Origin of the sequence: Anabaena sp. CCY 9910 (assembly GCF_963920875.1) — a bacterium.
Classification (GTDB): Bacteria; Cyanobacteriota; Cyanobacteriia; order Cyanobacteriales; family Nostocaceae; genus Trichormus; species Trichormus variabilis.
Genome location: NZ_CAWUDJ010000013.1, coordinates 80,316 through 95,717, shown reverse-complemented (window position 1 = coordinate 95,717; position 15,402 = coordinate 80,316). Strand labels below are relative to the sequence as shown.

At 42.1% G+C, this 15,402-nt stretch carries 14 protein-coding genes; 13 read left to right on the top strand and 1 reads right to left on the bottom strand.

The features are described 5' to 3' along the window. Positions 1-88: 88 nt before the first annotated feature. From ACM5QX_RS12485 to ACM5QX_RS12425, 13 genes are all read left to right on the top strand, one after another. Positions 89-1,039, top strand: coding sequence for a J domain-containing protein (locus ACM5QX_RS12485; RefSeq protein ID WP_414753785.1), 951 nt, complete (start codon positions 89-91; stop codon positions 1,037-1,039). A gap of 184 nt (positions 1,040-1,223) precedes the next feature. After that, positions 1,224-2,438 (top strand): ATP phosphoribosyltransferase regulatory subunit, encoded by a 1,215-nt coding sequence (locus ACM5QX_RS12480; RefSeq protein ID WP_414753784.1) that lies wholly within the window; start codon positions 1,224-1,226, stop codon positions 2,436-2,438. 167 nt (positions 2,439-2,605) lie between these two features. After that, on the top strand, positions 2,606-2,830 hold the full coding sequence (locus ACM5QX_RS12475; RefSeq protein ID WP_010997065.1) for an indolepyruvate ferredoxin oxidoreductase subunit alpha: 225 nt from the start codon (positions 2,606-2,608) through the stop codon (positions 2,828-2,830). A 241-nt stretch (positions 2,831-3,071) separates the two neighbouring features. Continuing rightward, the gene (locus ACM5QX_RS12470) at positions 3,072-3,857 is read left to right on the top strand and encodes a PEP-CTERM sorting domain-containing protein (protein ID WP_414753783.1); all 786 of its coding nucleotides are present in this window, start codon (positions 3,072-3,074) and stop codon (positions 3,855-3,857) included. A 217-nt stretch (positions 3,858-4,074) separates the two neighbouring features. After that, positions 4,075-4,818 carry an ABC transporter ATP-binding protein gene (locus ACM5QX_RS12465; RefSeq protein WP_190567144.1) on the top strand — a complete coding sequence of 248 codons (744 nt, stop codon included), beginning with the start codon at positions 4,075-4,077 and terminating at the stop codon, positions 4,816-4,818. 76 nt (positions 4,819-4,894) lie between these two features. Next, positions 4,895-6,052, top strand: coding sequence for a transporter substrate-binding domain-containing protein (locus ACM5QX_RS12460; protein ID WP_414753782.1), 1,158 nt, complete (start codon positions 4,895-4,897; stop codon positions 6,050-6,052). Between the two features lie 212 nt (positions 6,053-6,264). Next, positions 6,265-6,996, top strand: a complete 732-nt coding sequence (locus ACM5QX_RS12455; protein ID WP_414753819.1) for a carbonic anhydrase — start codon at positions 6,265-6,267, stop codon at positions 6,994-6,996. A 374-nt stretch (positions 6,997-7,370) separates the two neighbouring features. After that, entirely contained in the window at positions 7,371-8,105 is a 735-nt protein-coding gene (locus ACM5QX_RS12450; RefSeq protein WP_414753781.1) for a carbonic anhydrase, read from the top strand. A gap of 394 nt (positions 8,106-8,499) precedes the next feature. Beyond that, positions 8,500-10,713, top strand: coding sequence for a heavy metal translocating P-type ATPase (locus ACM5QX_RS12445; protein WP_414753780.1), 2,214 nt, complete (start codon positions 8,500-8,502; stop codon positions 10,711-10,713). Positions 10,714-10,717: 4 nt separating this feature from the next. After that, positions 10,718-11,206 (top strand): Mov34/MPN/PAD-1 family protein, encoded by a 489-nt coding sequence (locus ACM5QX_RS12440; RefSeq protein ID WP_414753779.1) that lies wholly within the window; start codon positions 10,718-10,720, stop codon positions 11,204-11,206. Positions 11,207-11,277: 71 nt separating this feature from the next. Beyond that, a complete protein-coding gene (gene moeB / locus ACM5QX_RS12435) occupies positions 11,278-12,450 on the top strand; it encodes a molybdopterin-synthase adenylyltransferase MoeB (RefSeq protein ID WP_414753778.1) in 1,173 nt (390 codons plus the stop codon). A 136-nt stretch (positions 12,451-12,586) separates the two neighbouring features. Continuing rightward, entirely contained in the window at positions 12,587-13,156 is a 570-nt protein-coding gene (locus ACM5QX_RS12430) for a Uma2 family endonuclease (RefSeq protein WP_414753777.1), read from the top strand. A 215-nt stretch (positions 13,157-13,371) separates the two neighbouring features. After that, positions 13,372-14,544, top strand: a complete 1,173-nt coding sequence (locus ACM5QX_RS12425; RefSeq protein WP_414753776.1) for an MFS transporter — start codon at positions 13,372-13,374, stop codon at positions 14,542-14,544. Positions 14,545-14,553: 9 nt separating this feature from the next. Here the strand turns inward: ACM5QX_RS12425 and ACM5QX_RS12420 are convergent, their stop codons facing one another. Then, positions 14,554-15,372, bottom strand: a complete 819-nt coding sequence (locus ACM5QX_RS12420) for an SDR family oxidoreductase (protein ID WP_414753775.1) — start codon at positions 15,370-15,372, stop codon at positions 14,554-14,556. Positions 15,373-15,402: the final 30 nt, after the last annotated feature.

Genomic DNA, 15,402 nt, shown 5'->3' with positions numbered 1-15,402 from the left:
AATAATTTCTGTATACCACTGACGTTTACCCGATCAAGCGCAGTAAACTAGAAAAAATCTTACGCCTTCCTTGGTGCAAAACCGCTATATGTCTTTGAGAATAGATCGTGGATTATTTAAATATGATTTCATAGACCATCACGCAATCTTGTGTGTAGCTGTTGATGCGGATAATAAAGAAATCCGCAAGCGATATCTGACAATTGCTCGCCATTTACACCCTGATAGCAGTGCTATTGTCACCGACACAGAAAAAAAATTAGCTAGCGAATTATTATCAAAGTTGGTGAACCCAGCTTATGAGACTCTATCAGCAGAACGAACTCGTTCCGAACACATTATTGTTTTATCCCAAATAGGTAAGCGTTTATTACAGGAATCGGCTTCTATTGAATTGACTACTGATTTAGCTAAACAGTTAGCATCTGCCCCCAATTTTGATCTACTTTATAAAAGTGCGATCGCTAAAATGGGGGAAACTCAATATAACTCGCTGAAAGAATCAATTCCCATCATTTCCCAAATTAGCGAGTTGAATTTAGTTTACTTGATGCGGACTGCGGGGAAAGCTCTAGCCGCAGCAGCACCAACCGCTAAATCCACAGTTAGCTCAACTCCTACTCAGCCAAGCAACACCTCTGCACCACCCCCACCAGAACCACCAAAAGAAGATTCCTCTATTGACCAGTATTTACGCCGCGCTCAAACTTTGATTGACAAGAACCAATTCCCCCCAGCTGAAGTAGAGTTGAAAGATGCGCTGAAGATAGCTCCTAAGAGTAGCCGTTGTCACAGCTTGCTGGCTTTTGTATATCTGAAGCAAAATAAGCTGAAAATGGCGAAAATTCATTTCGATAATGCCCTAAAATTAGACCCCAATGATCAAACAGCGTTGACATGGAAACCTAAAATAGATAAGGCTCTAGGTCAACAATCTGGTAGCTCTAATGTCAATGCACCTTCCAGTAATGGCGATAAACAGCCAGATAAATCTGGAGGTGGTTTGTTTGGTGGCTTGTTTGGTGGGAAGAAAAAATAGTCAGCGACTCACCCTAAGTGCGATTGCATAATGGGGGAAGTTTGCCCCTAACCTGCGGGATGGGACGATACACGAGCTGACATTGACGCGCTACTAGCAAATTCACTACCAACCACAAGGTGCTGAAGACAAATATTTCTAGCCGCGTTCCAATCAGCGTGGGGAATCACATAACGGAGGATGAATGGTGTATCAACCAGCAGCGGGAGCCAGGGATTTATTACCTTTAGATGTGGCTCAAAAACGCTGGATTGAAGATAAGTTACAACAAGTGTTTCACCGTTGGGGTTATCACAGAATCATAACCTCAACGCTGGAACGCATGGATACCTTGATGGCGGGTGAAGCAATTCAACGTCAGATGGTGATTCAACTACAAAATTCTGAAGATGAAGAGTTGGGATTGCGTCCAGAGTTGACAGCTTCTATTGCTCGTGCTGTTGTTACACGCATGACAAATCTGCGTCATCCCCAGCGCCTTTATTACAATGCCAACGTCTTTCGTCGCATCTGGGAAAATAGGCACAATCGCCAGCAAGAGTTTTATCAAGCTGGTGTGGAATTGTTGGGTGTCGGTGGACTGTTAGCAAATGCGGAAGTGTTGCTGTTGGCGGGTAATTGTTTGACAGCACTGGGTTTACAAGATTGGCATTTAATTTTAGGTGAAGCGGGAATCACCCGATCGCTTTTAGATGCTTTTCCCATCAATTTACGTGCTAAAGTTCGTAGTGCGATCGCTCACCTTGACCGCATTACCATCGACACTCTCCCCTTAACTGACGAACTGCGCGAACGTGCCAGAATCATGCTGGATTTGCGAGGAAACAGCGCCGATGTGTTGCAGAAAGTCAGTAGTCTCAATTTAGATGCAGAACAGCAAGAGGCGGTTAATAACCTCCAGTCTCTAGTAGAGTTATTAGAATCTGGGGGTAAATTTCCGATCATTCTCGACCTGAGTCTGATTCAAACCATAGACTACTACACTGGTCTTGTCTTTGAGATTGTCAATAATACCGATTCACAAGCAAGGGTTTTAGGGCGTGGTGGACGCTACGACCAGCTTTTAGGGTTGTATCATCCCCAAGGGGAAAATATTCCGGGGATTGGATTTGTCCTGAATATTGAAGACTTATACCAAGTTCTTTTAACTACACAGCAATTACCACAAGAAACCCCGGCTAGTGATTGGTTAGTCGTGCCAGAAAACCCAAAAGCCCATAGTGCGGCTTTTGCTTACGCTCAAAAACTACGTGAATCTCCTGATTTAGTTAGAGTAGAATTAGACTTGAGTGGCACAGATATACCAGCTATTCAACAATATGCCCGCGATCGCAGTATTGCTCAAATCGCTTGGATCAAGGCCGACGGATCACTAATAATTGAAAAGGTGAGTCAATAGTCCAGAGTCAATAGTCCACAGCAATAATTGCAACCTAACTAATTGCTGTTGGCTGTGAGGCAGTCGCCGTCTTCTCTACGTTCGCAGAGCGTACCGAAGACAGACCCTTGACCAATGACCAATGACCAATGACTAATGACCAATGAAAAAGAGAGGGGAGCGAGAATATGCCACACACTATTGTTACTGATGTCTGTGAAGGTGTTGCCGACTGCGTAGATGCTTGTCCAGTGGCTTGTATTCATGAAGGCCCTGGTAAAAATGTCAAGGGAACAGATTGGTACTGGATTGATTTTTCCACTTGCATTGATTGTGGTATCTGTCTACAAGTATGCCCTGTAGAAAAGGCGATCGTGCCAGAAGAAAGACCAGATTTGCAGAAAACTCCGTAATTTCGGTTATTTATTCAGGGAACATACTTAAGCAAACAGGCATCTTTCAAACTTGAAGGTTGCCTGTTTTTCTGTAAATGTACAGAATTCTAAATCAAATACCAAAACAATATGAAAGGTTGCTAAATTTATTGTGAAGATGAGAAGCCATCTAGCTACTCAATCCTCAGTATTCCCTAAACTATTATTTCAGGCAGAGTTGTAGACATCCGTATTTATCAAGAAATGATAACGATAATTTATGAAAAGGCTCAGTATCTTACCTAGTGTTCATCTCTGCGTTTTCAGCTTGTCCTGTGTAGCTATTAACTTGCTGTCGTCACAAAGCGCCACAGCCGCTAGTTTTGATCTGAGTTTTACATCTTTAGCGGGAACAATTAATGTCAATCCATTAAATAAAGCTTCAACTAGTATATATAGAGCCGATCTTTCAATGGTTGGCTTTGATATTACAGCAATTAAAATCAGTGACATTATAGGTATATCCGCAGGTTCTCCTGGTAAATTTAGCGGTTTTGATTTGGATGCAATTAAAATCAGTGACAGGTTGATTACAAATGCTGAAGATGTCAAAACCCTTCCTGGGTTAGATGTGTTTGATTTTACTCCACCGCAAACCATTTTTTCCCCTGGAACTAAACGTGATCCTGGCACTTCAATTTATGCCCACTATTTTGCTGGTAACGATTTATTTGGTAGTAAAGACGGTGAAGTTGATAACAGTATTGCTACACTAGGTAGCTTTGATGCCAATGCCATAACTGATAATACAGCCAGGGGATTTCTCAGTTTAGGCGTAGGTGGGGAAATTTTATTTCAACTCACCCAAAGAATCTCAACAGCTAGCCCATTGTATCTTTACATTGGGGAGGTAGGTAATAATGGTGAGCAGGTAAGAGGTCAAGTGACGGCTATTGGCACAATCAGTAGCACAACTACTGTTCCTGAACCTGCTAGCTTAGGGGCTTTGTCTTTAATAGGACTCTACTTAACAAGATGTATTGGGAAAAAGAAGAAAATTGCCTAATTTCGGATAAATTATAATTGAGTTTTTGTAAAACATAGGTTGAATGCCTAAGGTGATACGCACCTAAATCCAATATTCTTGCGTCAGGGCTGTCCATAGTCAAGAGTCCAGAGTCAAAGGCTAGCTTGGACTGTGGACTTTTGACAACCTGAGTGCGGAATATACAATTTAAATGCGTAACAGCTTATGTTTTGTGATTTTCAGAATTAAGGATTTTATGTCAGGTTCAGCACAAAATTTTACTCCTCTGCTAGAAGTTGAAAACGTCCATGCAGGATACATCAAAGATGTAGACATATTGCAGGGGGTGAATTTTCGAGTTGAATCAGGGGAATTAGTGACAGTAATTGGCCCAAATGGTGCTGGTAAATCTACCTTAGCAAAAACTATTTTTGGACTTTTGACACCCCATACAGGCAAAATTACTTTCAAAGGTAAGAATATTGCTGGACTGAAATCGAATCAAATCGTCCGCTTGGGAATGTGTTATGTGCCGCAAATTGCCAATGTCTTTCCATCCCTGAGTGTGGAAGAAAATTTAGAGATGGGGGCGTTTATCCGCAATGATTCCCTGCAACCATTGAAAGACAAAATATTTGCGATGTTTCCTAGATTAAGCGATCGCCGTCGTCAACGCGCAGGCACACTCTCCGGTGGAGAACGTCAGATGTTGGCAATGGGCAAAGCTTTAATGTTAGAACCTAGTTTGCTGGTGTTAGATGAACCATCTGCTGCCTTATCGCCAATTTTAGTAACACAAGTATTTGAGCAAGTTAAACAAATCAATCAAGAGGGAACAGCAATTATCCTAGTCGAACAAAATGCCCGTAAAGCTTTAGAAATGGCAGACCGTGGTTATGTACTAGAATCTGGACGTGATGCCATATCCGGCCCCGGACAAGAGTTATTAACTGATCCCAAAGTAGCTGAACTATACTTAGGTGCAGGGAAAAGGCATTAGGGAAATCTAAGTGGGATGTAATATTTGTCATGGATTGGGAATGATAGATATTGCATATAAATCTTAGAGAATACTTATGATAAGTGCGATCGCCCAAAGATTTTCTCAATTTCTCGCGGCTAGGAATATAAGACGTTTCCTGAAACTCCATATCTGGTTGGGAATGGTATGCGGAATTTTACTGTTGTTCCTGGTTGTTCATCCAGTGCAGTCCCAAGAACCAGACAATCAAAAATCCCTAGTCGTAGCTACTAGAGCCATTCCCCCCTTCGTATTTAATGACAATGGCGAACTATCAGGATTTAGTATTGACCTGTGGCGCAGTATTGCCAGCCAGATAGGTGCAGAGTCTAAATTCGTAGAATATCCGAATGTCGCTGATTTACTCTCATCTGTGCGGAATGGTAAAGCCAATGCAGGGATTGCAGCCATCTCAATTACAGCTGAACGTCAGCAACAATTTGACTTTTCCTTACCCATGTTTAGTGGGGGATTACAGATTTTGGTACGTAATCCCAAACTCAGTAATAGTGGCACACCTAATATTTTGTCACTATTTTTCTCGACAACGATCTTACAAGTGCTGGGCTTGGCTTTGTTCCTTATTGTCGTAGCCGCACACGTCATTTGGTTATCTGAGCGTCATCAAAAAGAAGGTATGATTTCCTCATCCTACTTTCCTGGGATTTTCAAAGCCTGTTGGTGGGCTGCTGCTACCTTAGCAACCCAAGCTGACGAAATGCCCAAAGGAGTCATCGGTCGCATATTAGCTATTATTTGGATGTTTATTGGTGTACTATTTGTCACTTACTTTACAGCAGCTGCTACCACCTCGCTAACTGTGCAACAGTTACAAGCAGATATCAACAGTGTAAGTGATCTACCAGGCAGGGTGGTGGCAACAACAACCGGCAGCACAGCTGCAACATACTTAAAACAGCAGAAAATTTCTGTCTTAGAAGTCCCCAAAATTGAGCAAGCTTACGATGCTTTAGAAACAAAAAAAGCTGAAGCTGTTGTTTTTGACTCTCCTGTACTTCTGTTCTATGCTGCTAATCAAGGTCAGGGAAAAGTAGAGGTTGTGGGCAGTGTCTTCCGCGAAGAAAACTACGGTATTGTTTTACCTAATAATAGCCCCTACCGTAAACCTATTAATAATGCCTTACTGAAACTCAAAGAAAATGGCACTTATCAATCACTGTATGATAAATGGTTTGGGGTCAAGAACAGTTGAACTGGGGAGTATGTAATCTGGCAATTGTTGGTTGTTCACAGTTGACAGTTAACAGTTAAGCGTGAACTGTCAACCGTGAACAGCTATGATACCAATTCAAAATTCATTAACTAATAATTAAATAACTCTTAAAGCGTGTGCAAAGGTACTCTTGCACTTTTGTTAAGTTTGGTATCTTTCTAATGACAGTCAAACTGTTGTTAGGTAAAGAAATGAGTCGAATCAATGGATTTATTGGCCGTCGTAATTTCTTAGGGTTAGCAGGCGCAGGGAGTTTGGTTGTTGCGGTTACTGCTTGTGCTGGTAGTTTGACTGTAGGTAAAGAAGAACCAGCTATTGCTGATATCAAATCAATTAACCTGAATCCAGTAAATCCACAACAAGCTTTAAAATTTTTACTGGATGGTAATCAAAGATTTGTTAACAGAAAACCAAAGTATCCTCGTCAATCTCAGCAACGTTTACAATCAATTGCCAAAGCACAGTATCCCTTTGCGGCTATTTTAGGTTGTGCAGATTCGAGAGTCCCGGCGGAAATTGTTTTTGACCAAGGGCTGGGGGATTTATTCGTGGTGCGAGTAGCTGGTAATATTGCCAGTGATATGGCGATCGCTAGTTTGGAATATGCTACTTCTGTACTCGATACACGGTTGATTCTGGTTTTAGGGCATACAAAATGCGGTGCTGTAACTGCCAGCGTGAAAAATGAGCCGCTTCCAGGCAGAATTGGCTATTTGACGGAGAGTATTAGACCGGCTTTGGCAAAATTACCATCAATTGCCAAGGATGTTAATAAAGCAGCTGTGATTGCTAACATCCAGTACCAAACTGAAAAGCTGCAACAAAAATCAACTATTTTGGCACAGTTAATTAATAAAGGTACAGTCCAAATTATTGGTGCTGCTTACGATATTGATACCGGAATAGTCTCAGTAATTTCTTAATTCATCACCCCGTATTTGGTATTGAACTATCTAACTTTCAATACCAAAATATTTCCACTTTTTAGTTAATAATTTTATATTTTGATCATTTCTTGTCCATAAATATGTATGTATAGCAGCGATCGCTAATCATAGATATAAGTCTGGCATAACGATAGTTTTATCAAATCATAAGATTATTCAATTGTTAGACCTGATTTTGGTATATTCCAAAGAATAACAAAGCTTTATATCACTAGGTTGCAATAATTCGTAACTTTTTTATTGCCCTGAAGATGCTGTCTCGATCAATTTGATAGTGTCTGAGGGTCTTTAGTCATGAGTTATTCAAACAGCAATTTAGTGAAATTTTGCCAATTGAAATAAGGTGTATCATGAGTCGAATTAATGGATTTGCTGGGCGACGGAATTTTTTGAAACTAGCAGGTGTCGGCGGTGTAGGTATTGGTGCTAGTGCTGTTGGTAGTTTACTTTGGCAAGGAGAACCTGCTGTTGCTCAACAACCATCCACTAATCCAGAGAAACCACAACCAGTTAATCCACAAGCTGCTTTAGCTAGATTACTAGAAGGAAACAAGCGGTTTGTAGATGGTAAACGCCTCAACCCTAACCAGTCAAGATTGCGTTTACAAGAAACTGCCGTTGCTCAATATCCATTTGCCGCTATACTTGGCTGTGCAGATTCGAGAGTACCGGCAGAAATTGTTTTTGATCAAGGATTAGGAGACTTATTCGTTGTCAGAGTTGCTGGTAATGTTGCCAGCCAAACTGCTATAGGTAGCCTAGAATTTGCTACAGCCGTATTAGGCGCACAACTAATTGTGGTTGTAGGTCATGCAAGATGTGGTGCAGTTATAGCCGCAACGAAAGGTGACCCTCTTCCTGGGAGAATTGGTGTGTTTGTGGAAGAAATTAAGCCGGCTGTAGAAAGGGTCAGAAATAAAACTGGCGATTTAGAGGAAAATTCTATTATTGCTAATGTCCAATATCAGGCAGAAAAGTTGGAAGAAAGTTCGACCATTTTGAGAGGTTTAATCAAAGAAGGTAAGCTCAAAATAGCTGGTGGTCGTTATGATTTAGCTAGCGGCAAGGTGACTTTATTAACCTAAATTAAGATTTCGGTTTTTAGAGGTTGTTTGAAAAGTGATTGGCTGTGATTTTAAGCACTCATTGATCCCCCTAACCCCCCTTAAAAAGGGGGGAAAATGAATCAAAGTCACCCTTTTTAAGGGGGATTTAGGGGATATAAAATGTTTTGCTACCAAGCATAAGACTTTTCAAACATCCTCTTAAAGCTAATCTTTAAAAATAATTGCGTTGATTAGAGATTAATTTTCAAGGGTATTCAATATACTTATGTTCGCAGTTAGATTCCTCGCAAGCACTTGATTTAACTATGGTAGGTCTAGTCTTGCTATGGCATAACTGTTTCGTGGGATATTGAAGTCATTACCAAGATAAATCCCACTCATTACGTCGCTACACCATCATGAGGGGGAAATCATGACGATCGCCACCAAGTCTGATATTAGTAAGCAAGTGGCTCTAAAATCAAATATCATCGCGGGAATTGACTATAGTGTAGTCCATAAAATTCCTGGCAGAATCAGATTTCGCGTTCCCCTGGTAGCCCATGACCTCTATTATGCTCAACGCCTGCAAGAATTACTAGAATCTGACTGTCACGTATTGGAAGTACGGGTTAATCCCTGGGCGGCTTCTGTTGCTATTAGATATGAACAATCTGCTAGCAACAATAGGCTAATGCAAGCTTATCTGGTAGGTTTACTGCATCAGGCTAAATTTAGTCAACAGTCAACAGTCAACAGTCAGCAAGTCACAAAATCAGATGATGCTGATTTAAAATTGCCAGCTTTGGCAACTATGTTAGCTTTATTGGGTTTGGGGTTTCCCATCCCCAGGGCGATAATTGCAGCGACAGTAGGGCTTGCAGCTTTACCTATAGCAAAACGTGCTTATGCTAGCATTACCCAAAAACGAAAATTAAATATAGATTGTCTAGATTTTATCGCGATCGCCTTAACTTCTGCCCAAGGCAACCTTTTAACACCAGCTTTGGTGATGACACTGCATGAAATTGGCGATATGATCCGCGATCGCACCGCCAGAGTTACGGAAGACCATGCTGCCGATTTATTGGCTTCTTTGGGGCATTACGCTTGGGTTGCACAACCAGATGGGCAGAAAAAACGCCTCCTTGCTACAGAGGTGCAACCTCAAGATACGGTAATAGTCTATCCCGGTGAACAAATCCCCGTAGATGGGCAAATATTACGCGGTAAAGCTTTAATTGACCAACAAAAACTTACTGGTGAATCCATGCCAGTTTTACGTCAGGTGGGAGAAGCGGTTTATGCCTCTACCTTACTTAGGGAAGGAGAAATTTACATCCAAGCTGAACGTGTGGGTACAGCTACCCGCGCCGGTGCAAGTATTGAGTTAGTCCAACAAGCACCAGTCCACGATACACGCATGGGTAACTATGCGGCGGACATTGCCGACCAAGCCATATTACCATCTCTAATTTTTGCCGGACTGGTATTGGCAGCCACCCGTAACCCCGCCAGGGCTGCATCTATCCTCACCCTTGATTTTGTCACAGGTATCCGCGTCTCCCTACCAACGACTTTCCTCGCCGCCTTACACCACGCCACAAGACACGGTGTTCTCATCCGCAGTGGTCGCGCTTTGGAAAAATTGGCACAGGTAGATACATTAGTCTTTGATAAAACAGGCACATTAACCAAAGGTGATATCGAAGTTGTGGAAGTGGAAATCATTGCCGACAGAATCACCACCCACAGACTTATAGCCCTAGCCGCCGCCGCCGAACAACGCCTAACCCACCCAGTCGCCGAAGCGGTGGTACGTTATGCCGAGAAACAAGGTGTAGAAATTTTGCCCAGGCAAGAATTTGAGTACGAAATTGGTTTGGGTGTAAGAGCCGAAATTGACGGTGAACAAGTTATAGTAGGAAGCGATCGCTTTTTGCGTCAGTGTGGTATTCCCCTCGATTGTCTTTATGAACCACATAGTTGCAATCATGCAGATTGTCCCAAGCACCTCAATTGTCGCATTTCTGCCCATGATTCTTTACTGTATGTGGCAGTAAATCAGGAGTTCCAAGGCGTAATCTATTACACCGACCCCCTGCGCCCAGAAAGTCCAGCCGTGATTGAGAAACTACAAACCCAATACGGTATGGAAATACATCTACTGACAGGGGATAATCAGCAAAGGGCTATGGCTGTTGCGGCGGAACTGCATCTTCCCCTATCTCAAGTCCATGCAGAAGCATTCCCCGCACAAAAAGCCGAAATTATCCAGAAATTACATAATTCAGGTAAAACTGTCGCCTTTACAGGGGATGGTTTAAATGATTCCATCGCCCTCGCTTATGCCGATGTCGCCATTTCCTTTGGTAGTGGTTCCGAAGTAGCTAGGGAAACAGCCGATGTTGTCCTGATGGATGATAACTTGACTAGTTTTGCCGAAGCAATAGCGATAGCTCGTCAAACCCAAGCAATAATTAAACAAAATATCAGTTTAGCCGTCGTTCCCAATTTAGCCGCTTTAGGACTAGCAACCACCGTAGGAATACATCCCCTAGCGGCGACGGTAGTTCATAATGGTTCAGCCATTGCAGCCGGGTTAAATGGTTTACGTCCCCTCATGCACAAAGACCCACCAAGGTAGAAAGATGAATCAACCAACTATCAAACTCTTACCACAACATCAGCAAACCATCCTTAGTCATGCTGAAAGCGTCTATCCTCAAGAGTGTTGTGGGTTGATTATGGGATACGTAGCCGATAAGGTGAAAATTGTAGTGGAAGTCATACCTACCGCTAACGCTTGGGAGACAGAAGCAGATAACTTTACCCAAGAAATAAACCAGACAAATATCACTTCCCCAGCTTCCAGTTTAAAAAGAAGATATGCGATCGCACCTCAAGTTATGTTACAGGTACAAAGAGAAGCGCGGGATAAGTCACTCAATATTATTGGTATCTATCACTCTCACCCTGATCATCATGCCGTACCTTCAGAATGCGACCTCCTCTATGCTTGGGCTGGATACTCGTATATAATAGTTTCCGTCCAAAAAGGTATAGCCAGCGACATCCTTAGCTGGAGTCTTGATGATCATCATCAGTTTCAATCAGAAATAATTGATAACATAACTTAAATACTTAAGACTAAAGACCGACATCATTTTTCGATACAATCAGTAGTCCGCGCTTCCTCATTCAAACTCCTATGCTTAATCCCAATCTGGAAGACATCCAGTTAACTAAAGACGACTACGAACGCTACTCCCGCCACTTAATTTTGCCAGAGGTGGGAGTGGAAGGACAAAAACGGCTGAAAGCTGCCAGTGTACTGTGTATCGGTACAGGTGGACTGGGTTCACCGCTACTGTTATATTTAGCCGCCGCAGGTATTGGACGCATCGGGATTGTAGATTTCGATGTGGTTGATACTTCCAACTTGCAACGCCAAGTCATCCACGGTACATCCTGGGTAGGTAAACCCAAAATTGAATCTGCAAAGAACCGCATACACGAGATTAACCCCTATTGTCAGGTTGACCTCTACGAAACTCGTCTCAGTTCCGAGAATGCCCTAGATATCATCAGACCTTACGATATTGTGGTGGATGGTACAGATAACTTCCCCACCAGATATCTAGTCAACGATGCTTGCGTATTATTGAACAAACCCAACGTCTACGGTTCCATTTTCCGCTTTGAAGGACAAGCCACAGTCTTTAACTACGAAGGCGGGCCGAACTACCGCGACTTGTACCCAGAACCACCACCACCAGGACTAGTTCCCTCCTGTGCAGAAGGTGGAGTATTAGGGATTTTGCCAGGGATTATCGGCGTAATTCAAGCCACAGAAACAGTGAAAATTGTTTTAGGTAACGGTAATACCCTCAGTGGTAGATTATTGCTGTACAACGCCTTAGATATGAAATTCCGTGAGTTGAAGTTGCGTCCTAATCCTATACGTCCAGTCATTGAAAAGCTGATAGATTACGAACAATTCTGCGGTATTCCTCAAGCCAAAGCAGCCGAGGCGCAAAAAATGCAAGAAATCCAAGAAATGACTGTTACCCAACTGAAGGAATTACTAGATAGTGGGGCGAAGGATTTTGTTTTGTTAGATGTGCGTAACCCCAACGAATACGAAATCGCCAAAATTCCTGGTTCTGTATTAATACCTTTACCAGACATTGAAAATGGTAACGGTGTGGCTAAAGTCAAAGAAGCCCTCAACGGACACCGCTTAATTGCTCATTGTAAAATGGGTGGGCGATCGGCGAAAGCCTTAGCCATCCTCAAAGAATCGGGGATTGTGGGAACAAACGTCAAAGGCGGAATCACCGCTTGGAGTCGGGAAGTAGACCCATCAGTTCCTGAATATTAAGACTAATAATTGTAATGTAGAGAACAAGCGGGGGAAATTCACAACTTTGAATTTCCCCTTTTCTGTAATCTAACATTGCATAATTTGAATAATAGTCAATATTTGTTTGCTGGGATTGTTTTAGGAGTAATTGCTGATGTCGTTATCAACTCCAGTATTTGCCAACAAGACACTAGAGGAGTTTCTGAAATTACCAGAAACTAAACCCGCCAGTGAATATATTGACGGTAAAATCAACCAAAAATTGATGCCTCAAGGAGAACATAGCACCTTACAAAGTAGTTTGGTGACAGCTATTAATGAGATTGCTAAACCACAAAAATTAGCTTACGCATTTCCTGAGTTACGCTGCACGTTTTCGGGAAATTCTATAGTTCCAGATATTGCTGTCTTTGAATGGTCACGTATTCCTTTACGTCCTAATGGCAGAATTGCTAATAAATTTGAAATTTCCCCCGATTGGATTATTGAAATTCTTTCTCCAGAACAATCCCCTAATCGGGTTATCCGTAAAATAATGTTTTCTATGCAAAATGGTGCAAAGCTAGGTTGGTTTCTTGATCCTAATGATGAATCTATCATGGTTTTTCAACCCGATATATTGCCAGAAATCAAAGCAGGGAAAGAGATTTTACCTGTTATGAGTGTATTGACGAATTGGCAATTAACTGTAGAAGATATTTTTAGTTGTTTGAATTTTAGTTGAAAAAACAAATAATGCATATTTTTTAGGGGTTTACAGCGTAAATTCTTCTACAAAAATCCGATTTGATTTCTGTTCAATGAAAGGTGTTTTGGTTTCATTATTCCTAACAACCTCACAAAATTAATGGGACATCATGAATATTAAATAATAAAAATTCAAAAGGAGACTCAGAGGGGGAAGAATAATGCAAGATTCACCCCTCTGTTGATTTCTCTATGAATGTATCAAAATCGCATATCTTATGGGTACAAGTTTGGGTATTGGCAGCACTACAGGGAGCAATCACCCTGGCTTGGATCATATATAATGCCTACGTACCCAAACTTCTAGTTCAGTTTGGTTTTCCCCCATCCTTGGCAGTGGGTTTGCTGGTGGTGGAAAATGCCTTGGCTGTGATTATGGAACCACTCATGGGTGGGCTTTCGGATCAAGCACAGCGTTGGGTGGGTAGTCGATTTTTGTTAATCTCCGCAGGGGTGATTCTCTCAGCGACACTATTAATTGCGATCCCCTGTATTGTTACTTTCGTTCCTCCTGGCGTTGTCTGGCGATCGCTTTTACCAATAGCATTAGTAGCCTGGGCTTTGTCTATGACAGTGTTTCGCAGTCCAGCGATCGCTTTATTAGCCAAATACTCAATGCCTGCCGAGTTACCTTTAGCATTTAGTGTTGTCGTCTTGACAGGAGGCATAATTGGTGCATTCAGACCAATTGCCAATAAATTTATCCTCAATTTAGGGCCAATTTTCGCTTTTGCGATCGCCTCTTTCGTATTACTGGTGGTAACGGCTGCATTGCGCTTAGTCAACCCTCCTAATGCACCCGTAGCCGAACCAAGAGAAATTACACAGTTACCCAACAGAGAATTAAGTTTAATTTTGGGTACCGGTTTTGGTGTGGCCTGGGGTTCGCGGTTAGTCATGGATATTTTGGGAAAAATTCTCCCAGTCCAACTGCAAATCACCAATAATGATTGGTTGATGGTATGGGTGGGACTAGCGATCGCAGTTGCCAGCTTACCTGCGGCATGGTTCACTATGAAAATAGGCGATCGTCAAGCCATGCTGATTGGTATTGGCCTAACTACTTTGTCACTACTAATTATGGTTTGCTTCAATATCCCAATTCCTTTTTTCTTAACCCTAATTGTGGGATTTAGTGTCATTATCAACGGTACAATTCCGTTTTGTTTACGACTAGTGTCTCAACCTTGGGAAGGTTTGGGAATTGGGATGTATTTTGGTGGGTTTGCTTTAGCGATGAGTTTATTTGGAGCAATTTTTCCCCAACCCCAACAAATTACACCAATTGCAGGTCTAATTGGGTTGATTTTAGCTTTTTTACTAGCTGGAGGATGTATTGCGGCTAGCGGCGAGACTAATCCTTAATTCGGCTTTTTATGTGGGTAATTGTGAAAAAAGTCTTTCCCAATCAATAGTAGGTGGTCTTGTTCCCTTATTGACCAGTTCAAAAACTTGTCTTTCACTAGCTGAATAAAAAATAGATTCCACACAAGCTGCGGCGACATCAATTCTACTAGCATCCCCTGCTAAAGTGTCACCTTTGCCAATGACTACATTTAGCTTACCGCCTGTGGTTGCTTTCAAGAGTGTATTCAGGTCATAGGAAGTATAGGGGCCATCAATCAAGCGTCCTGGGCGAATGATGGTGTAAGGTAGCCCGGAATGAATAATCGCTTCCTCTCCCTTTTTTTTGGCATCCAGCACACCGAAAGCATTCAAAATATTAAAAGGCGGCTGATCCTTACGGAGAATCCCCACGGAAGATACAAAGACAAACCTACTCAAATTTTTAGGTGCGGCGGCGACTAAGTTACTCACACCCTCTGCATCAACTTTTGTGGGAGTGTTTTTTGCTGTTGCTTCTCTATAGTCAGAATCTAGAAGAATTTTACCCCATTCAAAAAAGTTGGGTTCTGGATCAAACTCCCATCTAGCAGAGGGAAAGGCTGTAGTTCCAGTACAACATATAATGTGGGTGACATTATCAACTGCTGCTGGAAGTGTATTGGCTTTGCGGATGTCGCCCACAAAAACCTCAACTTTTTCATTGAACAACTTTTTAGCTTTTTCGGCGTTCCGTGTGAGGATGCGAACCTTTGCACCCTTCTCCAATAGCTTACCAACTACGATTTGTCCTACTCCACCAGTCGCACCAACCACTAACACCAAGTCTTCAGTTCTTCCAAAAGTCATAACTGTCCTAGAGATAGCCTATTTTTAATC